Consider the following 24095-nt stretch of genomic DNA (forward strand, 5'->3'; position numbering starts at 1 on the left):
CCACGCCGGGCGGGGGACTGCAGGTGGATCAGACTTCGGGCACCGGAACGCGAGGTGCGGCGGGGCGGGGGTGTAGGCGCTCATGGGCTGCTTTTCGCAAGGTCTCGAACAGTTCGGGCTTGTACTCTTTTAAAAACCGCAGCACGCGCACATCGTCTCCCGTCAGTTCTTCCAACGGGATTTGCTCCAGATGGACGATACGCAGCAATTCCTGCACCGGGCGTGGCATGCTGCGGCCGCTTTCATAGCGCGATCCACCACTTTGGGTAACGCCAATGCGGTTCCAGAATTCATGCTGGTTAAGACCGGTCTGACGCCTTATTTCCCTCGGGTTATCCATGGGGAAGTTCATGGGGGCCTCCTGTGTGTATGCCTTTCATGACAAATGAATGAATGCAAATATGTTGACGTCATCTTACTAACGCCACCCCGGCATGATCACGTTAGTTTTTGGTTTTTGGGCTGGTTATTAATTACGTCTTGTTGCACGAAACTTCTTGAAATAAATACGAAATGAGCGATTTCCTTACCGAAATTTCAGCTGCCTTATTGGATTGTGATATCAGCGAGAAAATGCGCCGGGTGGCCGCCATTTCCCCGCTATCACGGGCCCGGTTTGTTGCTTTCTCAGAATTGGATGTGCCGCCGGCGCAGCGCTTGCCCAACCCCGGCCGACCGCAACGCCCGCAGCTGGTGCCCCCCAAGCAAGTAGCCCAGCGCGGCCTGGGCACGCCAGAAGGGCGCGCCGCACTGGTGCACGCCATCGCGCATATCGAATTCAACGCCGTCAACCTTGCACTGGATGCGTTGTACCGCTTTCGCGATATGCCGTTTGATTACTACGTCGACTGGCTGCAAGTGGCGCAAGAAGAGGCGCTGCACTTCAATCTGTTGCGTGAGCACCTACACAGTTACGGCTATGAGTACGGCGATTTTCTGGCTCATGACGGCCTGTGGACGATGGCGCTGCGCACCGATCACGATGTGCTGGCGCGCATGGCGTTGGTGCCGCGCATCATGGAAGCGCGCGGGCTGGACGTTACCCCCGGCATCCAGGCGCGCTTGCGCGGCGTCGGCGATCAGCGCGCGTGCGAGATCCTCGACATCATCCTGCGCGATGAAATCGGCCATGTGCGCATCGGCAATCGTTGGTATCACTGGTGTTGCGCCCAACGCGGGCTGGAACCGGTCGCCACTTTTGTGCAATTGCTGCGCGAGCACGAAGCACCGGCTTTCAGAGGGGAATTGAACCAGCCTGCGCGCCTGCAGGCCGGGTTTACGGCGGAAGAACTGGAACTGATCGCAACGTTGCGCGATTAAGGCGGCGCGGCGTGGACCATGACATGGTCAAAGCTGGCCAGGTCAGGTCAGCACGATTTCCAGATCGTCGCGCTCGCCCGCGGCATCATTGAATACGCCGAGCAAATCCTCAAAATCATGCAGCGGAAACGCCGCTTTGGCCGCCAGCGCATCGCGCCAGACAATACGCAGCGGCCCTTCCAGCGAACCCGTCAGTGCGTCATACAGCGCGTCCAGGTTGTATCCAAAATCCGCCGGAAATTCGAGTTGCTGCACCAGTTGCGCATAGGCCTCGGCCACCGTGCGCACATTGATCAGCGTGGCTTGTTTCACGGGCCGGGTAGGGCTTACTGACATGCGGGCACCTCGATAAAAGTCTGGTAATGGTCGACGGTGATATATCGCTGGCCATTGCGGCCAATGATCAAACGTTTGGCGCCGCGCTTGCCCCCGCGATAATCGAGATCGGCTTCCTGATATTGGCCATTGGGCAAACGATGCTCGTAATTGCCAAAGCGATCGCCGCCGATGGATTTACCGGGCAACACGCTCCATAAACGACTACCCGGACGCCATCCCGCCGCCTGCGCATTGCGCTTGGTGATATAGCTATCGGGCAGATGGCCGCTTTGCTGCAGTGTAGTCAGTGTTTGCGCCAGCGCGGTGGGGTTGTCCAGCCGCGGGTTCAGCGTAGCGTTAAGCGTTTGCACCACGTTCTGGCAAGACGTCGCAGCCCAGCTGGCGCTGGTTAGCGCCAACAAACTGCTGGCCAGTAAAAGTCGGATTGCATGCATGCAGAGCGGCCGTCCACAAAAAGGAGAGCTGCAGCGTAGTGGGCTGCGGCCGCGCGCGCAATGGCGGCGCCGGGTTTGGCGGGAATCACGGGCGTGTCAGCAACACCAGCTTCAGATGTTCCTGGTCCACCAACTGGAACGTCATCTGCCGCAGCGCCACATCGCCACGCGTGGGGTGATGAAAGCCGCGCTCACCGCCGTGGCGCTCCAGCACGTCGTAGCGTTTCCAGTATTGGGCGAATTCGGCGCTGCCTTGCTGCAACTCGGTCAGCAATTGGTGGAACGCCGGGTCTTCCAGATGATCGCGGCTGTCGGCGCGAAATTCGGCCGCGATGCGTTGCGCGCGTGTTTCCCAGCCTTCCACCAACGCCCGGGCTTGCGGATCCAGAAACACAAAACGCAGCAAATTGGGTGCAAGCGCGGCATCCAGCCAGTCGCCAAACAGATCGCGCGCGCCGCCATTCCAGGCCAGTACATCCCAGAACCGGCCCAGCACGTAGGCGGGCATGGCAAAGTCATCGACGATTTGCTGCAAGGCCAGCGGCGCGATTTCATCGGCGGCTTGCGGCGCGTTGGGGTCGTGCTGGCCCGCAAGTTCAAACAGATAGGCGCGCTGGGTTTTGTCCATGCGCAGCGCCAGCGCCAGCCGGTCGAGCGCTTTGCCCGATACGTTGATCTTGCGGCCTTGCTCAATCCAGGTGTACCAGGTGGGGCTGATGTCGGCCAGTTGCGCCACTTCTTCGCGGCGCAAGCCTTGGGTGCGGCGCCGTTGCCCGTGCGGAAAACCAAACGCGGCGGGCTGGCATTTCTGCCGCGTGGCCATCAAGAAAGCCCCGAGGGCCTGACGCTGGATTGACATGCTTCATCCTGTTACCGGGTAGTATTAATACCAGTATAAATCACCGCCTTGTTGCCATTACAACAAAGTTCTAAGCTGCGATCCAGGTTCCCTGTTCCACTGTGTTTTGAACACCTACACGGTTCTGCCGATGGGGTGCGCTGCTTGCCCGGCGCGCCACCGTCCGAAAGCAACGCAAACTTAAACCGCATTACGATGCGGTCTCTCAGGATAAGCAAAATGGCTGCGCAGACGCTTTACGACAAACTCTGGCAATCCCATGTGGTCAGCCAGTCCGACGATGGCACCTGTCTGATCTATATCGACCGCCATCTGGTGCACGAAGTGACCAGCCCGCAAGCGTTCGAAGGCCTGCGTCTGGCCAATCGCACGCCGTGGCGCGTGGATTCCGTAGTGGCCACGGCTGACCACAATACCCCCACCGATCATTGGGAACTGGGCATCCAGGACCCGATTTCGCGCCAGCAAGTTGAAACGCTGGACAGCAATATCAAGCATTTCGGCGCCAAAGCGTATTTTCCGTTCAAGGATTTGCGCCAAGGCATCGTGCATGTGGTGGGCCCGGAAAACGGGGCCACGCTGCCCGGTATGACCGTGGTCTGTGGTGATAGTCATACTTCCACGCACGGCGCCTTTGCCGCGCTGGCGCATGGGATTGGTACGTCGGAAGTGGAACACGTGCTGGCCACGCAAACGCTGACCGCCAAAAAATCCAAAGCCATGCTGATCAAGGTGGAAGGCGAACTGGGCCAGGGCGTCACCGGCAAAGATGTGGCGCTGGCCATCATTGGCGAAATCGGCACCGCGGGTGGCACCGGTTATGCCGTCGAATTTGGTGGTTCGGCCATCCGTAGCCTGTCGATGGAAGGCCGCATGACCTTGTGCAATATGGTGATCGAAGCGGGCGCTCGTGCCGGTATGGTGGCCGTAGATGACAAGACCGTCGAATACCTGAAAGACCGTCCGTTCTCGCCCAAGGCCGAGCAATGGGATGCCGCCGTCGCTTACTGGAAAACGCTGGTATCCGACGAAGGCGCCACTTTCGACAAAGTGGTTGAGCTCGACGCCAGCAAGATCGAACCGCAAGTGACCTGGGGTACCTCGCCCGAGCAAGTGACCACCGTCGGCGGCAAAGTGCCGAACCCGGCGCAGCTGGAAGACCCGGTCAAGCGCGCCAGCCTGGAACGTGCGCTCAGCTATATGGGCCTGCAGGCGGATACGCCGATCGAGCAAATCCAGATCGACAAAGTGTTTATCGGTTCCTGTACCAACTCGCGCATTGAAGATCTGCGCGCCGCCGCCGCCGTGGCCAAGGGCCGCCAGAAGGCCGCCAATGTGAAGCTGGCAATGGTGGTGCCGGGCTCCGGTCTGGTAAAACAGCAGGCCGAAGCCGAAGGCCTGGACAAGATTTTTGTGGCCGCCGGTTTCGAATGGCGTGAGCCTGGCTGCTCGATGTGCCTGGCAATGAACGCGGACCGGCTGGAACCGGGTGAACGCTGTGCGTCTACCTCCAACCGCAACTTTGAAGGTCGGCAGGGCCAGGGTGGACGTACCCACCTGGTCAGCCCCGAGATGGCTGCAGCTGCTGCCATCGCCGGCCATTTTGTCGACGTCCGCACATTTGCCTGAGGCCCGTGGCCATCAGCTTTTAATTCATACACTTGCGGAGTCTTTTTACCCATGAAATCCCTGTTGATCGTCGTCATTGCTGTTTGTGCCTTGACCGCCTGTAACACCGTGCATGGTTTTGGCCAGGATCTGCAGAAAGTGGGTGAAAAGATCGAGGGCAAGTAAGGATCTGCCATGAAAGCGTTTACCCAAGTGGATGGGCTCGTGTGTCCGCTCGACCGTGCCAACGTCGATACCGATGCCATCATCCCCAAGCAGTTTCTCAAGTCGATCAAGCGTTCGGGCTTTGGCCCCAACCTGTTTGACGAGTGGCGTTATCTGGACCACGGCGAGCCGGGCATGGATAACAGCCAGCGTCCGCTCAACCCGGACTTTGTGCTGAACCAGCCGCGTTACAAAGGCGCGCAAGTGCTGCTGGCGCGCGACAACTTTGGTTGTGGCTCCTCGCGGGAACACGCGCCGTGGGCACTGGAAGACTATGGCTTTCGCGCGGTGATCGCACCGAGCTTTGCCGACATCTTCTTTAACAACTGCTACAAGAACGGCGTGCTGCCGATCGTGCTGCCCGAGGCCGCTGTCGACCAGTTGTTTGCTGAAACCGCCGCTGCCGACGGTTACACGCTGCATATCGATCTGGCCGCGCAAACAGTGACCACGCCGTCGGGCGCTGTGTTTGGCTTTGACATCACCGGCCACCGCAAGCATTGCATGCTCAACGGCCTGGACGAGATTGGCTTGACGCTGCAACACGCCGACGAGATCAAGGCGTTTGAAGCAAAACACAAACAGGCGCAACCCTGGTTGTTTGGCTGATTCGGCGCTCGGGGCGGGCGGTGACGCGTGCGCCATGGCGCGCCATCACCCGCAAAGCAGCGCTGTTATGGCTTTACCTTTCGTTGTCCATCTGCGGCATTTGCCCCGTCAATATGCCGAAAGCCAATGATTTCGGAGTAATATTGGCGCTTTGCGCGATCCAGCCCGGGACGCGCGATGATTTATCGGTATTACTAAAACATAGCCACGCCACAGTGGCCGGGCACGGCAAGACCTGGATGGGCGACGCATGCAGATATCAAATGACATCGATCCCCATCGGGCTTGCACTCACAGCAACTTGTGATGCTTCAATAAACCAGATGGGAAACGAAAACCATGATCCTGCATAAATTCAAGAACCAGTCCGAGCTGGATCGCGTTGCCGCCGATCTGATGCTGTCGGTGGTGCGCGCCAAACCCAACGCGGTACTGGGCATGGCCACGGGCGGTACGCCAGTGGGCCTGTACGAGGAAATCGTCAAGAGCTACCAACAAGGCCTCGTCAGCTTTAAAGAAGCCCGTACGTTTAACCTGGACGAATATGTCGGTTTGCCGGTATCGCATGCCGAGTCTTACCGCAGCTTCATGCAGCGCAACCTGTTCGACCACATCGACATCGAGCCGGAAAATACGCATGTGCCCAACGGCAATGCCCCCGACATCGAAGCCGAGTGCCGTCGCTATGACGAAATGATGTACCAGCTAGGCCCCATCGACATGCAGTTGCTGGGCATCGGCCACAACGGCCATATCGGCTTTAACGAGCCGGACACCTCGCTCTCTCGGTTTACCCACAAGGTCACGCTGAAAGAAGATACCCGCGAAGCCAACAAGCGTTTTTTTAACTCGCTGGACGAAGTGCCCACCCACGCGGTGACCATGGGCATGGGTTCCATCCTGCACGCCAAGGCCATCCTGCTGGTGGTCAAGGGTCAGGAAAAAGCCGAAATCCTTGATCGCACGCTCAACGGCGCGATCACCACCGAAATTCCCGCATCACTGTTGCAGACCCATCCGCGCGTCATTGTCCTGACCGATTGCGATGTGAACTACAAGCTCTCGCACAGCTGATATTACCCACGATCAAAATCCGGTTTCTTGCCGTGCAGTACGGCGGCAGGGCCCGGATTTTTGTTTAAACGGCGATACCCCAACATGAAGATTCTGATTCTGCCCGGCGACGGCATCGGCCCCGAAATCATTGCACAAGCCACGCGCGTGCTGGATGTGCTGCGTAGCGACGGCCTGAAGGTCGAAACCGAAACCGCCCCGCTGGGTGGCGCGGCTTACGACCAGTACGGCGCGCCCTATCCGCAGGTGACGCAAGACCTGGCGCGCGCCGCCGACGCCGTGCTGCTGGGCGCGGTGGGCGGCCCGCAATACGACACGCTGGACCGCCCGCTGCGGCCCGAGCGTGGGCTGCTGGCCATCCGCAAAGATCTGAATCTGTTTGCCAACCTGCGCCCGGCCATTCTGTACCCCGAGCTGGCGAATGCCTCGACGCTGAAGCCCGAAGTGGTGTCCGGCCTCGATATCCTGATCGTGCGTGAGCTGACCGGCGATATCTATTTTGGCCAACCACGCGGCGTGCATGTTAACGAAGCGGGTGAGCGCGAAGGCTTTAACACCATGCGCTACAGCGAAAGCGAAATCCGCCGCATCGCGCATGTGGCGTTCAAGGCCGCGCAAAAGCGTCAGAAAAAACTGTGCTCGGTTGACAAGGCCAACGTGCTGGAAACCACCGAGTTCTGGAAAGAAATCGTCACCGATGTGGCGAAGGAATATCCGGATGTCGCGCTTAGCCACATGTATGTGGATAACGCCGCGATGCAGCTGGTGCGCAACCCCAAGCAATTTGACGTGATGGTCACCGGTAACATCTTCGGCGACATTCTGTCGGATGAAGCTTCGATGTTGACCGGTTCGATCGGTATGCTGCCGTCGGCGTCGCTGGACCAGAACAACAAGGGCATGTACGAGCCCAGCCATGGCTCCGCGCCCGATATCGCCGGCAAAAACCTGGCCAATCCGCTGGCCACCATCCTGTCGCTGGCCATGTTGCTGCGTTATTCCGGCAACAACGAAGCCGCGGCGGTGCGCGTGGAAAACGCGGTGAAGGCCGTGTTGGCGCAGGGTTATCGCACGGGTGACATCTTTGAAGCGGGCACCAACAAGGTGTCGTGCAGCGAGATGGGCGACGCCGTGGTCGCCGCGTTGTAAAATCGCGGATTGCTCAAAGAAGACAGGGCGCGTTTGGCGCCCTGTTTGTTTTTTGCTTCACAGGTTGAAAGGAATTACCGATGTCTGCAGCTCCCCTGAAACTGGCCATCTTTGGCGCCCACGGCCCGTTTGGCGATACCTTGCTTGAAGTGCTGGCCGAAAGCCCGGTCTCGGTTGACGAGATTTTTGCACTGGCGGCCGATGAAGACGGTTCGGTCGTTACCTTCCGGGGCGAAGACACCATTATCGAAGCCGCCGCAGGCTTTGACTGGTCGCAGGCATCGGTGGCCGTGTTTGCCGGCAGCCGCGACGAAATGAAGCAATACGCGCCCGCCGCCAAAGCCGCCGGTTGCCGCTTGCTGGACGCCACCGCGCCGCTGGCCTCGTTTGCCGTGCTGGCGCGCCCGCTGGCGGCGCTCAATGGCCTGTCGATCGCGCGGGCACATGCCACGCTGATGGAATCGGCGTCATCGCAAGGCCAGGGCGGCGTGGATACGCTGTCGCGCCAGACGCGCGCGCTGTTTGCCAATGCCGAAATCGAAAATGGCGCGTTCGCCAAGCGCCTGGCTTTCAATCTGTTCCCGCTGCCGCAACAGCAATCCGAACATATCCGCAATGTGGTTAACCAGCAGCTGGGCGCGCCGCTGCTCGATAGCGTGCAACGCGTGCAAGTGCCGTTGTTCTTTGGCCATGGCGCCACGCTGGCCGTACGCCTGATCCAGGAAACCAGCAAAGAAGCCGTGATTGCCGCCTTGCGCGCCAGTAGCGGCCTGTTTGTGCTGGACGCCGAAGGCCCGGCTGGCATCGCCACGCCGCAAGACGTGATCGGCGCCGATCTGGTGTGGATCAGCCAGGTGGAAGTGAGCGCCGATGGCAAGACCGTCACGCTGTGGGCCGTGGTGGATAACGCGCGTCTGGGCGCGATGGCCGTGGTGGCCGAACTGCTGGGCGCTGCCCGTCACTGATCGCCCCGGCGAAATCAAGAATCAAGGAATTGTGAGCATGCTGCCTGCTATCAATGCACGCCTGGCGGACGAACTCGCCTGTCGCGAAGCCCAGGTCACCGCCGCTGTCCAGTTGCTGGACGAAGGCGCCACGGTGCCGTTTATCGCGCGTTATCGTAAAGAAGTGACTGGCGGCCTGGACGACACCCAGTTGCGCAATCTGGAAGTGCGATTGCGCTATCTGCGCGAGTTGGAAGACCGCCGTGGCGCGGTGATTGCCAGCGTGCAAGAGCAGGGCAAGCTCACGCCCGAGCTGCAAGCGGCGTTGTTGACGGCCGATAACAAGCAACGGCTGGAAGACTTGTATCTGCCGTTCAAGCCCAAGCGCCGCACCCGGGCGCAGATTGCGCGCGAAGCCGGGCTGGACCCGCTGGCGCAAGGTCTGCTGAGCGACCCGACGCAAAACCCCGAAGCCAGCGCCGCCGCGTTTGTGGATGCCGAAAAAGGCGTGGCCGACGCCAAAGCCGCGCTCGACGGCGCGCGCGCCATCCTGATGGAGCAGTTCTCGGAAGATGCCGAACTGGTCGGGGCGCTGCGGCAACATGTGGCCACGCAAGCGCATGTCAAAACCCGGCTGGTGGACGGCAAAGCGGAAGAGGGCGCCAAATTCTCGGATTACTTTGAATACGACGAACCGTGGCGTGACGTGCCCTCGCATCGCGCATTGGCGGTTTTGCGCGGTCGCAACGAAGGCATTCTGACCTTGGCATTGCCACTGCCGGAAGAGCTCGATGAAACCGCCAAGCCCACCGGCCCGGGCGTGTGCGAGCTGAAAATCGCGCGCCGCTTTGGTATCGAAAACCAGGGCCGCGCAGCGGACAAATGGCTGCAAGATACGGTGCGCCTGACCTGGCGCGCCAAGATCGCGCTCAGCCTCGAAGCCGAACTGATCAACCAGTTGCGCGAACGCGCGGAAGGCGCGGCCATCCAGGTGTTCGCCAACAATATGAAAGACCTGCTGCTGGCCGCCCCGGCTGGCCCGCGCGCCACCATGGGCCTTGATCCTGGCATCCGTACCGGCGTGAAAGTGGCCGTGGTCGACGCCACTGGCAAGCTGCTGGATACGCACACCGTGTACCCACACGAGCCGCGGCGGCAGTGGGATGAATCGATTGCCGTGCTGGCCGCGCTGGCCAGCAAACACAAGGTGGAGCTGATCGCCATCGGTAACGGCACCGCCAGCCGCGAAACCGACAAGCTGGCGGCCGAGCTGATCAAGAAATACCCCGAGCTGAAGCTGACCAAGCTGGTAGTGTCGGAAGCCGGCGCCTCGGTGTATTCGGCGTCCGAGCTGGCGGCCAAAGAATTTCCGACGCTGGATGTGTCGTTGCGCGGGGCGGTGTCGATTGCGCGCCGCTTGCAAGACCCGCTGGCCGAACTGGTCAAGATCGACCCCAAGTCGATTGGCGTGGGCCAGTATCAGCATGACGTTAACCAACTGGATCTGGCGCGCTCGCTCGATGCGGTGGTCGAAGATTGCGTGAACGCCGTGGGCGTGGATGTGAACATGGCGTCGGTGCCGCTGCTGACGCGTATCTCGGGCCTGAATGCCACGCTGGCGCAGCAGATCGTCAACTGGCGCGATAGCAACGGCGCGTTCCGCAATCGCAAAGAACTGCTGAAAGTGCCGCGCCTGGGCGAAAAAACCTTCGAACAAGCGGCTGGTTTTTTGCGCGTGATGAATGGCGACAATCCGCTGGATGCATCCGCGGTCCACCCGGAAGCGTATCCGCTGGTAGACAAAATTGTGGCGCGGGTGAATCGCCCGGTTAAATCGCTGATTGGCGACGTGAGCTTTATCAAACAGCTAAAGCCGGCCGAGCTGACCGATGAGCGCTTTGGCTTGCCCACCGTCAAAGACATTCTGCAAGAGCTGGAAAAACCGGGTCGTGATCCGCGCCCCGAGTTCAAGACCGCCAGCTTTGCCGAGGGCGTGGAAGAGATCGCCGATCTCCAGGTCGACATGGTGCTGGAAGGCGTGATTACCAACGTCACCAACTTTGGCGCGTTTGTGGATATCGGCGTGCATCAGGACGGCCTGGTGCATATCTCGATGCTGAGCACAAAGTTCGTCAAAGACCCGCGCGAAGTGGTCAAGGCGGGCGATGTGGTCAAGGTCAAAGTGCTGGAAGTGGACGCCAAACGTAAACGCATTGCGCTCACCATGCGTTTGAGCGACGACAGCCAGAAGCGCGCCAATGAGAGCGGCGTGCAGGCGCAGGGCATGAGCAAGGGCGACAAACGCCACGTGCAACGCCAGCAGCCCGCCGAGCCGCAAAATGCGCTGGCCGCCGCCTTGTCCGGACTGAAACTGAAGCGCTAAACAAGGGTCGGCGCTGATTGACACTGGCCCTGCAGTTCGTGGACATTGCTCAGGCTTTATGCGAGCGCACTGTCCACGCGCCAGATTGTTGATCCGCCGACCTTTTGTTTAACTGCGAGCCGCATGAATCGCTTTGCTGATCACCTTGCTGTATGGGCCCGCGCCACCGCGCTGGCCGCCTTGTGTTTCACCGTCGCCACGCCGGCCCGCGCGCTGGATGCGACGACGGTAGCAGCCTCCACGCCCGCAACCGTTTCCATTCCTGTTTCTGTTACGCCTGCCACCAGCGCACCGTTGTCGACGGCGCCAGTGGCCAGTGCGCCCGCAGCCTTGTCGGCCAGTGCGCCTGCGCTCAGCAGCGCTGCCAGCGCGCCTGCCGCACGCAAACGCCCGCGCATTGGCCTGGTGCTGGGCGGCGGTGGTGCGCGCGGTTTAGCGCATATCGGCGTGCTGAAGGTGCTGGAAGACAACCATATTCCGGTGGATTGCATCGTCGGCACCAGCATTGGCGCGCTGGTGGGCGGCGGTTATGCCGCGGGCCAGACTGCCGCCAGCATGAGCGACAAGGCCGACGTCACCGATTGGGACCAGCTGTTTACCGCCGGTTTGCCGCGCCAGCAGATGTCTTATCGCGCCAAGCAAGACGACAACCTGCATCTGGCCCCGGTGGATGTGGGCGTGCGCGACGACCTGAGCCTGGCGCTGCCCAAATCGGCCATGGATACGCAGAAGATCGAGATCGTGCTGCGTGATCTGACTTACGCCGGCACCGCACCCAATTTCGATCAGCTGGCGGTGCCGTTTCGCGCGCTGGCCACTGATCTGGAAACCGGCGATATGGTGGTGATGGGCGACGGCGATCTGGTCACCGCCATGCGCGCCAGCATGGCCGTGCCGGGCGTGTTTCCGCCGGTGCCGCGCTCGGACAAACTGCTGGTGGATGGTGGCCTGTCGCGCAATCTGGGCGTGGATGTGGCGCGCAAGATGTGCGCCGATGTGGTGATCGCCGTGGACGTGGCGATGCCGCCGCTCAAGCGTGACGGTATCCAGACCATCTTCAATGTGGCCGAGCAATACACGCGCCTGATGATTGTGCAAAACGAACGTCCGCAAATCGACAGCCTGAAAAGCGCCGATGTGCTGATTACGCCGCCGCTGGGCAATATCGAAAGCGTGGCGTTCAACCGCGCGCGTGATCTGATGGTGATCGGTGAGAAGGGCGCGCGTTTGCAATTGGCCAAATTGCAGCGCTATGCCTTGCCCGAAGAGGAATACAACGCGTGGGAAGCGGCCCGTCAGGCGCGGCGTTTGCATCCCAAACCGATTGAAAGCATTGAAGTGGCCAAAATGAGCCGGGTTAATCCGGATGTGTTGTCGCGCAATGTGCAAGTGGCCACCGGTAAGCGCTTTGAAGGCGATAACTTTAATCAGCAATTGTCGCGGCTGTATGCGCGCGGTGATTTCTCGCAGCTGGATTACGAATTGATCGATAACGGTGCCGGGCAGAAATTGCGACTGGTGCCGGTGGAAAAAGACTGGGGCCCCAATTACCTGAATTTTGGGCTGGCGCTGGGCACCGACTTTGATGATTCCTCCCCCTATGCCTTGCTGATGCGTTATCGCCGCACGTGGATGAATTCGCTGGGCGGCGAAATGGATGTAAGCCTGCGCGCGGGCGATACCATGGCTTTGTCGGGTGAGTTTTATCAGCCGCTGCAAATTGATGGGTACGCGTTTATTGCGCCCAATGCTAGCGTGCAATCGAGCCCGCTGGCGGTGTATGAACAAGGCAAACAGGTTTCACAATATCGCTATCGGCGTGAAACAGCGGGTATAGATCTCGGTTCCGGTTTCAGCCGGTACGGTGAGGCGCGCATCGGCCTGCAAACTGAATATTTCCATCTCACGCGACAAATCGGGCCGAATTCGTTTACTGATAACCCCGACCAGGATATCCGTCAGCATGATTGGGGCGTGCAGGCGTCGCTAAGCTACGACCAGCTTGATCATGCGGATTTTCCATCCAGCGGATCGCAATTGCGCGCATCGGTGTATCAGGCCATTAGCGGCGATCAAAACGGTGATTCTTATGGACGCGCCGAGTTTACGGGTAAGCAGGCGTTTTCAATGGGACATTTAAGCGGCTACGCCATGTTCAAGGCGCGGCTGGCGCATAACGTGAACAGCAGTAGCGCCGACGTGAGCTGGATGGGTGGCTTCATGAATATGTCCAGTTACGCATATCAGTCATTACTGGGCGAACATTCGCTCTACGGCCGCCTTTCGGTTTATCAACCTATGCCGTTCTTGCAGTCAGATAACAAATCTACCTGGCTGGGGTTTGCTGCGGAAGCGGGCAAAATATCGGACGTGCATGATGTAACGCAAACCGGATGGCATTACTCCGGCGTGGCATTTATCGGCGTCGATACTTTCCTGGGCCCTTTGTATCTGGGCGCGGCTTATGGCGATAACCGCCAAATGCGTTATTACCTGACTTTGGGTAATCCATTTTAAAGCTGACGTTGCATCACATTACATGACCGTAAAGCCTGGCTACACTGGGCACACTGACAAGCACTAACCGACTGGAGAAATCGAAATGAAGCTGCGTAGCCTGTTGTTGATTGCCGCCGTGTTGTGTTCCACGCAAGTGATGGCGGCCAATAGCCAGCAAGAAAAAATGAAAACGTGCAATGCCGATGCCAAGACCAAAAATCTGAGCGGCGATGCGCGTAAAAGCTTTATGAGTTCGTGTCTGAAAGCCGATAGCGGCGTGGCGTCCGCACCCGCAACGCAGCAAGACAAAATGAAAGTCTGCAATCAGAACGCCTCGGCCCAGGCGCTGAAAGGCGATGCGCGTAAAACCTTTATGAGCGATTGCCTGAAGAAAAAGCCCGCTTGATTGAAAGCTGGGGCGTGATGCGTAAGGACGGATGACAGTAGTCATCCGTTTTTTTTGGCACTTCCGACAGCCGTGCAAGCAGTTAGTCGGAACCGCGCCAGCGTGTTTACAATACGGCTCGTTCGCCGGGATCGGCTTCGCTTACAAGGACAAACAAATGCGAGTTTTGCTGGTAGAAGACGACCCCATGATTGGTGACGCGGTGCAGCAGGGCCTTAAGCCGCTGGGCATGACCGTCGATTGGGCGCGCGATGGCGGCGAAGGCGAGTTGGCGCTGGGCAGCGGCGAACACGAACTGGTGTTGCTGGATTTGTCGATGCCACGCAAATCGGGCCTGGATTTGCTGCGCGGCATGCGGCGCAAACAAGACGCGCGCCCGGTGCTGATCCTGACCGCGCGCGATACGGTGAGCGACCGCGTGGCGGGGCTGGATGCGGGTGCCGACGATTATGTGGTCAAGCCGTTTGATCTGGACGAACTGGCCGCGCGCATTCGCGCCGTCTTGCGTCGCCACGCCGGCCGCGCCGACCCCGTCATCGAACTGGGCGCGCTGCGCATCAACCCGGCCACGCGCGAAGTGTCGCTGGCGGGCGAACTAGTCACCTTGTCGGCGCGCGAATACGCCGTATTACTCGCGCTGGCCGAGCGCCCCGGCGTGCCGCTGTCGCGCGCGCAGCTGGAAGAACGCCTGTACGGCTGGGGCGAAGAAGTCGGTAGCAACGCGGTGGAAGTTTATATCCACGCGCTGCGCCGCAAGCTGGGCCCGGACTGGATCAAGAACCTGCGTGGAGTCGGCTATTTTGTGCCGAAAGGCCAGGCATGATTTCGATCCGCAAACAGTTGGTGGCATCGCTGCTGGCGGTACTGTGCGGCGCGATCGCGCTGGGCGCGGCCATCACCTTTTATCGCGCTCGCCAAGAAGTAAATCAGCTGTTTGATTACCAGTTGCGGCAGATGGCGTTGGCGCTGCGCGACCAGAATTTTATTGGCAGCTTGCCACCGCCCGCACGCGATCGCGGTGATTTCGATTTTGTGATCCAGGTCTGGAATGAGCGCGGCATCCGTATTTACATGTCGCATCCGGGCCGTGCCTTGCCCGATCGCGCCACGCTGGGTTTTGCCACCGTTGAAACGCGGGATGGCACGTGGCGTACCTTGTCGATACCCGTCAACAACCAGGTGGTGCAGGTGGCGCAGCCGATGCGCATCCGCAACCAGCTGGCGCTGATGGCGGCGCTGCGCACCATCATGCCGTTTCTGGCGATGCTGCCGTTGCTGGCGGTGATTGGTTGGTGGCTGGTGGGGCGGGGGCTTAGTCCGCTGGAAAAACTGGCCGCAGCCGTGGCCGCGCGCACGCCCGTGGCGTTGGAGCCGGTGGCGTTGGAACATGCGCCGATCGAAGCCAGCGCGCTGGTCAATGAGATCAACAGCCTGATGGCGCGGCTGGAACAGGCCATGAGCGCGCAGCGCAACTTTACCGCCGACGCCGCCCATGAATTACGCACGCCCCTGACCGCCTTGCAGCTGCAATTGCAGATGCTGGAGCGCGCCACCTCGGAAGAGGATCGGCAAATTGCCATGAACAATCTGCAGTCGGGTCTGGAGCGCGCCACCCACGTCTTGCTGCAATTGCTGGCGCTGGCGCGCGCTGAGCCCGACGCGCAGGCGCGACCGCCAGTACAGATTGATTTGCTGGAACTGGCCGGCACCGTGTTGGCCGACCATTACACGCTGGCTGAAGACAAGGAACTGGATATCGGTTTGTCTGAGCATGCCCACACGGCGTATCTGACGGCCGATCCGGAATCGGTGCGGGTATTGCTGAGCAACCTGGTCACCAATGCCGTGCGCTATACGCCGCAGGGCGGGCGCGTGGATGTGCTGACCGGCCTTGATAACGTGGGTCAGCCGTTTATGCGTGTCAGCGATAGCGGACCGGGCATTCCGCCGGAGGAGCGCGAGCGCGTGTTTGACCGCTTTTACCGTCGGCCTGGCATGACCGTGGGCGGCAGCGGGCTGGGCCTGGCCATCGTCAAAGCCATCGCCGAGCGCAATCACGCTAGCGTGCAGCTGGGCGAATCCTCGCTGGGCGGGCTGGCGGCGGAGGTGATTTTTACCATTCCCAATCCCGCAGCGGCTTAGAAGGCAGGCTTTAAGACGCGTTTAAGCTCATGTGGTTAGTCTTGGCGGCAATGATTTACCTGAATCCCTTCTGAACAGGAGCAACCATGACCAAACCTCGTACCTGGAAGCAGTCCGCGATTGCCCTCGGTATCGCCGGGCTGCTCGGTTTTACTGTGGCCAAATTTAACGGCCACCTGTTTCCGCAAGCCCAGGCCACTACACCGGTCGCCGCCGCGACCGCACCCACCGCGCCGATCGTGCCAGTGGTGCAAGGCAATCTGCCCAATTTTAGCGACATCGTGCAGCGCAACGGTCCGGCCGTGGTCAACATCAGCGTGACCGGCCAGGTGAAGACCGCGCAGCAACAACGTGGCGGGCCGCAGATTGATCCGAACGATCCGTTCTACGAATTCTTCCGCCGCTTTGGCATTCCCGGCGCGCCGCAAGGGGGCGCTGCGCAACCGACGCATGCGCTGGGTTCCGGCTTTATCATCAGCGCCGACGGCATTGTGCTGACCAATGCGCACGTGGTGGCGGACGCCAGCGAAGTGACGGTCAAGCTGACCGACAAGCGCGAATTTGTCGCCAAGGTGCTCGGCTTTGATAAGGACACCGATATTGCGGTGCTGAAGATCAATGCCGCTAATTTGCCGACCGTTAAACTCGGCGACCCGGCCAATAGCCGTGTCGGCGACTGGGTGCTGGCCATCGGCTCGCCGTTTGGCTTTGAGAACTCGGTGACCGCCGGGATTATCTCGGCTAAATCGCGTTCCTTGCCCGATGGCGGTTACACCCCGTTTATCCAGACCGATGCACCGATCAACCCGGGTAATTCGGGCGGCCCGCTGTTTAACCTGAATGGCGAAGTGATCGGCATCAACGCGCAGATCTATTCGCGTAGCGGCGGCTTCCAGGGCTTGTCGTTCTCGATTCCGATTGATATCGCCAAAAACGTCGAACAGCAAATCGTGGCGCACGGCAAGGTAACGCGTGGCCGCCTGGGTGTGACCATCCAGGACGTGAACCAGTCGCTGGCGCAATCGTTTGGTCTGAAGGCGCCTAATGGCGCTTTGGTGAGCGGTGTTGAGCCAGATAGTGCAGGCGCTAAAGCCGGGCTTAAGTCGGGCGATATTATCCTGAAGCTTAACGATCAGCCGATCATCAGCTCCAGCGATCTGCCGCCGCGCATTGCCAATATCACGCCGGGCAATAATGCCAAGCTGGAAATCTGGCGCGATGGCAAAACGCAGACGCTGAATGCAAAGATTACTGAGGCCAAGGGCGAGAAGGTCGCCGCCGCCGACAAGACGCCGGACCATGGTCGTCTGGGGCTGGCAGTGCGCCCGTTGTCGAAAGACGAGCAGCAGGAATCGGGTATCGCATCCGGCCTGGTGGTGGAACAGGCCAGTGGCCCGGCCGCTGCTGCGGGCATCGAACCGGGTGACGTGGTGCTGGCCATTAATGGCACGCCGGTTACATCGGCCGAACAACTGAAAGCGTTTATGGCGAAGGCTGGCGACCACGTGGCCCTGCTGGTACAACGTGGCGACGCCAAGATCTTTGTACCGATCAACCTCGGTTGATCAGAACGCTGCGGCGCTGCTTTCTCCAGCGCTGCGGCGGGTAAGTGGTAAGTGGAAATTTGAAGTAGCTCTCCTTGCGTAATTCGAATGGCTAAATGGCAGGGGCGGATCTTTGATCCGCCCCCTTTTTTTGCCTGAGCCAGCGCCCGAAACCCGCTGCGCACGGGTGGGACTCGGTGTTCCCGTCGGGATTCATCAACCAGGGGTGGCTTGCCAGGATCACGGTTCCTGGCCTTTGGCTTTGCGCGGTGGGTCATGACCCACCCTATGAAAGTGGCACAGCACAACGCGGGCCGATCTCCGAGCTTGCATAGGGTGGGTCATGACCCACCAATCAAAGTGGCTTGCCAGGATCACAGTTCCTGGACTTGGCTTTGCGCGGTGGGTCTTGACCCACCCTATGAAAGTGGCACAGCACAACGCGGGCCGATCACCGAGCTTGCATAGGGTGGGTCATGACCCACCAATCAAAGTGGCTTGCCAAGATCACGGTTCCTGGACTTGGCTTTGCGCGGTGGGTCTTGACCCACCCTATGAAAGTGGCACAGCACAACACGGGTGGATCACCGGGCTTGCATGGGGTGGGTCATTGCCCTCCCTGTGCTTGGCGCGTGACAGGCGTCGTCCGTCGTGTTTGACGATGTCAGTTACGGATGTCGGTACATGTAGTCGCGTGTTAACGGCAGCTTGTTCATCTCCGGGCCACCGCTCTTGGTGGCCAGAATCTGGTGCAGCGCAATCCAGTCTTGCCGGAAGCCATAGGCGCAACCCGCCAGATAGATACGCCAGATGCGATAGCGTTGCTCACCGGCCAGGGCCAGTACGCGTTCTTTCGCGGCATCGAAACGGTCGGCCCAGTGTTCCAGCGTTAACGCGTAATGCCGGCGCAGGTTTTCCACATCCAGCACTTCCAGACCCGCACTGGCCATCTCGCGTAATGCCAGGCTGATATGGGGCAGCTCGCCATTGGGGAAGACATAGCGGTCGATAAAATCACCGCCGCCAAACGGCGTGCTGCGCGAGTCCGGGTCGGTGCTGGTAATGCCGTGGTTCATTGCCACGCCGCCATCAGCCAACAGCTTGTTCACCTGCTTGAAATAGGTCTGCAGATTCTTCAGACCCACATGCTCGAACATGCCGACGCTGGTGATGCGGTCAAACTGGCCACTCACATCGCGATAATCCTGGATGCGCACCTCGCATACATCACTGAGGCCTTCGCGTTCGATGCGTGCTTTGGCGTAGTCATATTGATTTTGCGACAGCGTCACGCCCAGCGCCTTTACCCCGTATTTGCGTGCTGCCCGGATAATCAACGCGCCCCAACCGCAGCCAATATCCAGCAGCGTCTGGCCTGGCCGCAGATTCAGCTTGGCCAGGATATGGTCGAGCTTTTGCACTTGCGCGGCATCCAGGGTGTCGTCGGCGGTTTTGAAATAGGCGCATGAATACACCATTTCTTGATCCAGCCATTGCGCATAGAACTCATTGGAAACGTCGTAGTGATAACTGATCGAATCCTTATCGAGTTCTTTGGTGTGGTCGGCGATTCGGGTGGTCGGGCGCTCGGTGGAGTTATTGGCCTCAGCCAGTCTGGCAGCCACCGCCACCACATCCATCACGTGGCCGGATACATCGATATCGCCTTCAACATAGGCTTTACCGAGATTGTCGAGCGTGGGATGGATAATGTGGCGCAGGCTGCCAATGCTGTTGGCGGTGATGGTAACGCGGGGATCGGCGGAGAGATCAAAGTGGTTGCCGTTCCAGAGTTGCAATCGCAGGGGGATGGCATGGCTGCGCATGCGATTGACGAACTCGTCAAACAAGGGATTCCAGGACATAGGTGGCCTCTTAGCAAGTGAAGCAACACGATGTGGCGCGGTCTGGGCCGCGTCTCTGGCTACGATAAAACTTTGTTTCTGAAAAATCCAGTAAGCGGTTAAGACTCTTACAGTTGCATATGTAACAACCATGTCGGCAGTGTGGGTGTCGGGCGGGCGTTTGGCGCGCTACAATGCCCCAGCCTCAATGCCCGAAGACGTTCAATGACCCGCTCCGCCGCGCCCGCCTGGCTATATGTCACACCGCTGCTGCTGTTGCTGGCTGCCTGCGGCTCCGCCCCCCACAAGACCTCCACCGCGAGTGCGCCACCGCCCAAACCCATCGATCGCACCACCAGCACGATTACGGTCAACTCGGATGACCGGCGCGAAGTGGTGTTGTATGCGCTGAGTTTGCTGGATGTGAATTATCAGTTTGGCGGCGCCAACCCCGAGGCGGGCATGGATTGCAGCGGGCTGGTTTATTTCATCTACAAAAATGCGCTGGGCATCAATCTGCCGCATAACGCGGCCGAGATGGCGCGGCTATCAAAGCCGGTAGACACGCGGGCGCTGGAGGCGGGAGATCTGGTGTTCTTTAACACGCTGAACAAGCCGTATTCGCACGTGGGCATTTACATCGGCGACGGCAAGTTTGTGCATGCGCCGTCGAGCAAAAGCCATATCAAGGTGGAATCGCTGAAGTCGCCGTGGTTTGCGGCGCGTTTTGAGGGCGGCCGCACGCTGATTGCGGGACGCTAACGCTGAAGTGACGGGGTGTCGCTGAGGTAGGTAGCGCGGAAGACGCGGGGCGGCCCGGTCAGGCCTTGTCGCGCCGGATGGTGCCTGCGCCGCTGTGCATGCGGCCGCGTTCTGAATACACCTGGATATCATCCTGGCGTTCGCTGGCGATATCGTGCAGAAAACCATCAATCAAATGACGTCGTGTGTCGATCAGCGTGCCATTGCTGCGATTGATGGCCGCGGCCTGGCGCGCGTATTCGCGCAACGTATCCCACGCTTCGATGGCCTGTGCCGCATTGGCTTGCAACCAGCCGCGCACGCTGGCTTCGCTGCCTTCCACGCCATTGGCGGCCAGAAAAGCTTGCAAAGTACGCGCCGAGGCATCGGCCAGCGCGGCGGTTTGCTGCTTTTCGGGCAACAATGCACTCAGACCATCGATGCGGTTTTGCACCAGCAAATCTTGCTCGGCGCGCAACACCTCAAGTAAACGCGCCAGCGTAGTGCTGGCGTGGATGATCAAGGGCAGAATGCTTTCGAGTGGGGTCACCGCGTCGGGCCTTATTGGCTAAGCAGCTGTTTAACGCTATCAATCAGCTTGTCGGCGATAGCATCACTGCGCACAGTGAACTTGCCGTCGGCAATGGCCTGACGCAACTGCGCCACGCGATCGCTATCAAACACGCTGGTGTCATTGGCTTGATCAACCTGACCGAGCTGAGCTGCGGCAGGATTGATCGTCACGCTGTCATCCCGCGCGCTGCTGACTTCGCCCGCGTCGGTTTGAGTAGCCGGGGTGGCGGTGCGATCAGTCGAACGCGTCGGGGTCTGCAGTGAGACTTTTCCGGTCTGGTCGATTTTCATGATATACCTTTCAAACTCCGCGCCAGTGCGGGGCAGCGGGCGGAACAATTGCACTATTATGCCAACTATCGGCAGCTTGCACAGAAACTTTAGCGATCAGCAGCTTATGCCGTTTTACCAACGGTATTGCCGGCGTTACCGCCGGTTTGTCATCTAGTCAGGGAGACCTTATGACGCATCTGAACACCCGTTTTGGCGAAGTCGATATCGACCCGGCCAATGAGCTGACCTTTCCGCTGGGCCTGCCCGGTTTTGAGACCTTTACCCGCTTTGTGCTGCTGCACGAAGACAAACCCAATCCCACCGTGCGCTGGTTGCAATCGCTGGATGACACCAGCGTGGCGCTAAGCGTAGTGCCCGCGTCAGACCTCGGGCTGGATTATCAGATTGTATTGACCGACGAAGAAGTCGCTTTGTTGCAGCTGGAACGCCAGGAAGACGTGCAACTGTTATTGATCCTGTCGCGCCGCAATACGCACAACGGGCTGGATGGCGCCATTGCCGCCAATACCTTCGCGCCGGTTATTCTTAATGTGGCCGCCCGGCGCGGTTTTCAGAAAACCGGCTTGCGCGCCGATATCGTTTTCCGCAATTAAGCGTTGGAGCCCGGTTGTAAGCCGCCGGGCGCAGTCGCTTGGGGCGGGGCAAACCTTGCTGTATAGTTGCCACATTTTTTCGTCCGGCTATGACCGCAAGGCCGGCAGAGCGCGCCGCAAACCCTTGGTTTGCTGCGGTGTACGACGAATCGGAAGACCCAACCCCTGGCGGCTTCTCGGGGAACAAAGAGCAGCATGAAGACCACTTTTCTGGATTTTGAACAACCCATCGCCGAACTCGAAAACAAGATCGAGGAACTGCGCTTTGTGCAGGATGACTCGGCGGTGGACATCTCGGTAGAAATCGGCCACCTGGAAAAAAAGAGCCAGGAGCTGACCAAGAGCATCTATAGCAAGATCACGCCGCAGCAGATCGCCCAGGTGGCGCGCCATCCGCAGCGCCCCTATACGCTGGATTACGTCAAAGGCCTGTTTACCGGCTTTGAAGAGCTGCACGGTGATCGCGCTTATGCCGACGACGCCGCCATTGTGGGCGGCCTGGCGCGTTTTAACGGCCAGAGCGTGGTGGTCATCGGCCATCAAAAAGGCCGCGATACCAAAGACCGCCAATATCGCAACTTTGGCATGCCGCGTCCGGAAGGCTATCGCAAGGCCCTGCGCCTGATGAAGCTGGCCGAACGCTTTAACCTGCCGGTACTGACTTTTGTGGATACCCCGGGCGCGTACCCTGGGATTGGCGCGGAAGAACGTGGCCAGTCCGAGGCCATCGGCCGCAACCTGTTTGAACTGGCGCAATTGCGCGTGCCCGTGATCACCACCGTGATCGGCGAGGGCGGTTCGGGCGGTGCGCTGGCGATTGCCGTGGGCGACGCGGTGCTGATGCTGCAATACGCCACCTATTCGGTGATCTCGCCGGAAGGTTGTGCCTCGATTTTGTGGAAGACGGCCGAAAAAGCGCCCGAAGCCGCCGAAGCGATGGGCATTACTTCGGCACGTCTTAAAACCTTGGGTCTGATCGACAAGATTGTGACCGAGCCCGTGGGCGGTGCGCACCGCAACCCGCAACAAATGATGGTGTCGCTGAAAAAAGCCTTGGCCGATGCGCTGAAGCCGTTGCAGGACAAAACCATCGACCAGTTGCTGGAAGCGCGCTACGAGCGCCTGATGGCCTATGGCAAATTCAAGGAAGTCGACGTCGCCTGAGCATGACGTCAGCGCACAGTTGCTGCAGACCGTGTGGCAGCGACTGGCGCCATTGCTTGATCCCAGCACCACCGTATGCGTCGGCCTTTCGGGCGGCGTCGATTCGGTGGTGTTGTTGCATTTGCTCGCGCGTTGCGCGCAAGCCGCTTCCGGCACGATCCCTTTACGTTTAAGTGCGGTGCATGTGCATCACGGTTTGTCGCCGCATGCCGATGCATGGGCGGCGTTTGCCGTTGATTATGCCGCCCGCCTGGGCGTGCATTGCGCCGTGGAGCGCATCAGCCTCGCTGGCCGCGCCGAGCTGGGCGTGGAGGCCGCAGCGCGCAATGCGCGCTATGCCGCTTTCCTGCGCCAACCCGCGCAAATCTTTGCGGTGGGCCATCATCGTGATGATCAGGCTGAAACCATATTGCTGAGCTTGCTGCGCGGCAGTGGCGTTAACGGGCTTGCATCAATGCCGTTTGCGCGCCCCTTGAGCAGTACGGCGACGTTGGTGCGGCCGCTGCTCGATACCCCACGTGCCGCCTTGCTGCGTTACGCCGAGGCCAACCAGTTGGCCTGGATTGAAGACGAAAGCAATCTCTCTACAGATTACGAGCGCAACGCCTTGCGCCATCAGGTGCTGCCGCCCTTGCGCGCCCAGTTTGGCGATGTCGATGCGGCCATGGCCCGCAGCGCGCGCCATCTGGGCGAAGCGAGCCAGTTGCTGGATGAGCTGGCCGCTGAGGATCTGGCGCGGTGTGTGCAAGATGGCGCATTTGAACTGGCCACGCCATTGTCGCCATTGCGGCTGAAACATGCGTTGCGCTACTGGTTGGCGCAATCCGGCCTGGTGCTGGATACACGGGCGTTTGATGAGCTGTGGCGTGTGATGAGCGATGCTGCAGGCGATGCGCAACCGGCGCTGGTCTGGCGGCAGGAGGCGGTGCGCCGCTATCGCACGCGCTTGTGGATCACGCCAGCCGTGGTGGAGCCCGGCCCCAATGTGGCGTTGCAAGGGGTTGCGGCACAAACCGTCCCCTACTGGCAGGGCATGTTGGCGTGGCAGCAACAAGCAAGCGGGCAGGGCATCGCATTGCACTGGTTGGAGCGTGGCTATGAAGTGCGCGCCTGGCAGGGTAGTGCGCGTTTGCGTTTGCGCGCAGATGGCCCCGCCCAGCAACTGAAGACTCTGGCACAGTCGCGTGGCATGCCGCCTTGGGTGCGCGCGGGCAGGCCTGGCATCTATATCGATGACCAACTCGCTGCGTTTAGCGGTTTGGGCGTCGATCACCGCTTTGTGGCGGCGGCGGATGAGCCGGGCTGGTTGCCGTTGTGGCAACCCGGCCCGGCGATTTCGCGCTAATAAGCA

24 protein-coding genes are annotated in these 24095 nt (G+C 59.9%); 17 read left to right on the forward strand and 7 right to left on the reverse strand.

Annotated features, from left to right (window positions below; translation table 11 throughout):
• Positions 1–28: 28 nt before the first annotated feature.
• Complete coding sequence (locus WG78_RS10440) at positions 29–352, reverse strand: helix-turn-helix domain-containing protein (RefSeq protein ID WP_053937764.1); 324 nt, start codon at positions 350–352, stop codon at positions 29–31.
• A gap of 161 nt (positions 353–513) precedes the next feature.
• Between WG78_RS10440 and WG78_RS10445 the strand changes: the two genes are divergently transcribed.
• On the forward strand, positions 514–1320 hold the full coding sequence (locus WG78_RS10445; RefSeq protein ID WP_053937765.1) for a ferritin-like domain-containing protein: 807 nt from the start codon (positions 514–516) through the stop codon (positions 1318–1320).
• Positions 1321–1362: 42 nt separating this feature from the next.
• Here the strand turns inward: WG78_RS10445 and WG78_RS10450 are convergent, their stop codons facing one another.
• The 3 genes from WG78_RS10450 to WG78_RS10460 all read right to left on the reverse strand — a co-directional run bounded on the left by WG78_RS10450 (position 1363) and on the right by WG78_RS10460 (position 2952).
• Positions 1363–1656 (reverse strand): barstar family protein, encoded by a 294-nt coding sequence (locus WG78_RS10450; RefSeq protein WP_083458914.1) that lies wholly within the window; start codon positions 1654–1656, stop codon positions 1363–1365.
• The gene (locus tag WG78_RS10455; RefSeq protein WP_053937767.1) at positions 1647–2093 is read right to left on the reverse strand and encodes a ribonuclease domain-containing protein; all 447 of its coding nucleotides are present in this window, start codon (positions 2091–2093) and stop codon (positions 1647–1649) included. Before WG78_RS10455 ends, WG78_RS10450 begins: the two co-directional genes overlap by 10 nt.
• Positions 2094–2178: 85 nt before the next feature.
• The gene (locus tag WG78_RS10460) at positions 2179–2952 is read right to left on the reverse strand and encodes a helix-turn-helix transcriptional regulator (RefSeq protein WP_053937768.1); all 774 of its coding nucleotides are present in this window, start codon (positions 2950–2952) and stop codon (positions 2179–2181) included.
• A 219-nt stretch (positions 2953–3171) separates the two neighbouring features.
• Between WG78_RS10460 and leuC the strand changes: the two genes are divergently transcribed.
• The 12 genes from leuC (at position 3172) to WG78_RS10520 (ending at position 17556) form a co-directional block, all read left to right on the forward strand.
• On the forward strand, positions 3172–4581 hold the full coding sequence (gene leuC, locus WG78_RS10465; RefSeq protein ID WP_053937769.1) for a 3-isopropylmalate dehydratase large subunit: 1410 nt from the start codon (positions 3172–3174) through the stop codon (positions 4579–4581).
• Positions 4582–4632: 51 nt separating this feature from the next.
• Positions 4633–4746, forward strand: a complete 114-nt coding sequence (locus WG78_RS10470) for an entericidin A/B family lipoprotein (protein WP_053937770.1) — start codon at positions 4633–4635, stop codon at positions 4744–4746.
• Between the two features lie 9 nt (positions 4747–4755).
• Complete coding sequence (gene leuD, locus WG78_RS10475; protein WP_053937771.1) at positions 4756–5394, forward strand: 3-isopropylmalate dehydratase small subunit; 639 nt, start codon at positions 4756–4758, stop codon at positions 5392–5394.
• A 339-nt stretch (positions 5395–5733) separates the two neighbouring features.
• Positions 5734–6468, forward strand: coding sequence for a glucosamine-6-phosphate deaminase (gene nagB, locus WG78_RS10480; RefSeq protein WP_053937772.1), 735 nt, complete (start codon positions 5734–5736; stop codon positions 6466–6468).
• Between the two features lie 84 nt (positions 6469–6552).
• On the forward strand, positions 6553–7617 hold the full coding sequence (leuB, locus tag WG78_RS10485) for a 3-isopropylmalate dehydrogenase (RefSeq protein WP_053937773.1): 1065 nt from the start codon (positions 6553–6555) through the stop codon (positions 7615–7617).
• An 80-nt stretch (positions 7618–7697) separates the two neighbouring features.
• Positions 7698–8582, forward strand: a complete 885-nt coding sequence (locus tag WG78_RS10490) for an Asd/ArgC dimerization domain-containing protein (protein WP_053937774.1) — start codon at positions 7698–7700, stop codon at positions 8580–8582.
• Positions 8583–8619: 37 nt separating this feature from the next.
• Entirely contained in the window at positions 8620–10944 is a 2325-nt protein-coding gene (locus WG78_RS10495) for a Tex family protein (RefSeq protein ID WP_201782414.1), read from the forward strand.
• A gap of 123 nt (positions 10945–11067) precedes the next feature.
• Positions 11068–13461: a patatin-like phospholipase family protein gene (locus tag WG78_RS10500; protein WP_053937775.1), complete on the forward strand. Its 2394-nt coding sequence runs from the start codon at positions 11068–11070 to the stop codon at positions 13459–13461.
• 85 nt (positions 13462–13546) lie between these two features.
• On the forward strand, positions 13547–13849 hold the full coding sequence (locus tag WG78_RS10505) for a PsiF family protein (RefSeq protein ID WP_053937776.1): 303 nt from the start codon (positions 13547–13549) through the stop codon (positions 13847–13849).
• 157 nt (positions 13850–14006) lie between these two features.
• Positions 14007–14672 carry a response regulator gene (locus tag WG78_RS10510; protein ID WP_053937777.1) on the forward strand — a complete coding sequence of 222 codons (666 nt, stop codon included), beginning with the start codon at positions 14007–14009 and terminating at the stop codon, positions 14670–14672.
• Positions 14669–15991, forward strand: coding sequence for an ATP-binding protein (locus tag WG78_RS10515; RefSeq protein ID WP_053937778.1), 1323 nt, complete (start codon positions 14669–14671; stop codon positions 15989–15991). The genes WG78_RS10510 and WG78_RS10515 overlap by 4 nt, the downstream gene beginning before the upstream one ends.
• Positions 15992–16077: 86 nt before the next feature.
• On the forward strand, positions 16078–17556 hold the full coding sequence (locus WG78_RS10520; protein ID WP_053937779.1) for a DegQ family serine endoprotease: 1479 nt from the start codon (positions 16078–16080) through the stop codon (positions 17554–17556).
• 647 nt (positions 17557–18203) lie between these two features.
• Here the strand turns inward: WG78_RS10520 and WG78_RS10525 are convergent.
• Positions 18204–19400: a class I SAM-dependent methyltransferase gene (locus WG78_RS10525; protein ID WP_053937780.1), complete on the reverse strand. Its 1197-nt coding sequence runs from the start codon at positions 19398–19400 to the stop codon at positions 18204–18206.
• Between the two features lie 204 nt (positions 19401–19604).
• On the opposite strand from WG78_RS10525, the gene WG78_RS10530 reads away from it, so the two are divergent.
• Positions 19605–20141, forward strand: coding sequence for a C40 family peptidase (locus tag WG78_RS10530; RefSeq protein ID WP_053937781.1), 537 nt, complete (start codon positions 19605–19607; stop codon positions 20139–20141).
• A 58-nt stretch (positions 20142–20199) separates the two neighbouring features.
• Here WG78_RS10530 and WG78_RS10535 read toward each other — a convergent pair whose 3' ends face one another.
• Entirely contained in the window at positions 20200–20670 is a 471-nt protein-coding gene (locus WG78_RS10535; protein WP_161805097.1) for a flagella synthesis protein FlgN, read from the reverse strand.
• 11 nt (positions 20671–20681) lie between these two features.
• Positions 20682–20984 (reverse strand): flagellar biosynthesis anti-sigma factor FlgM, encoded by a 303-nt coding sequence (gene flgM / locus WG78_RS10540; RefSeq protein ID WP_053937783.1) that lies wholly within the window; start codon positions 20982–20984, stop codon positions 20682–20684.
• Positions 20985–21154: 170 nt separating this feature from the next.
• Between flgM and fliW the strand changes: the two genes are divergently transcribed.
• From fliW to tilS, 3 genes are all read left to right on the forward strand, one after another.
• Positions 21155–21580: a flagellar assembly protein FliW gene (gene fliW, locus WG78_RS10545; protein WP_053937784.1), complete on the forward strand. Its 426-nt coding sequence runs from the start codon at positions 21155–21157 to the stop codon at positions 21578–21580.
• Between the two features lie 195 nt (positions 21581–21775).
• A complete protein-coding gene (locus WG78_RS10550; RefSeq protein WP_053937785.1) occupies positions 21776–22744 on the forward strand; it encodes an acetyl-CoA carboxylase carboxyltransferase subunit alpha in 969 nt (322 codons plus the stop codon).
• Positions 22713–24089, forward strand: a complete 1377-nt coding sequence (tilS, locus tag WG78_RS10555; protein WP_083458916.1) for a tRNA lysidine(34) synthetase TilS — start codon at positions 22713–22715, stop codon at positions 24087–24089. The genes WG78_RS10550 and tilS overlap by 32 nt, the downstream gene beginning before the upstream one ends.
• Positions 24090–24095 lie beyond the last annotated feature (6 nt).

It is taken from the genome of Amantichitinum ursilacus (genome assembly GCF_001294205.1).
GTDB lineage: Bacteria > Pseudomonadota > Gammaproteobacteria > Burkholderiales > Chitinibacteraceae > Amantichitinum > Amantichitinum ursilacus.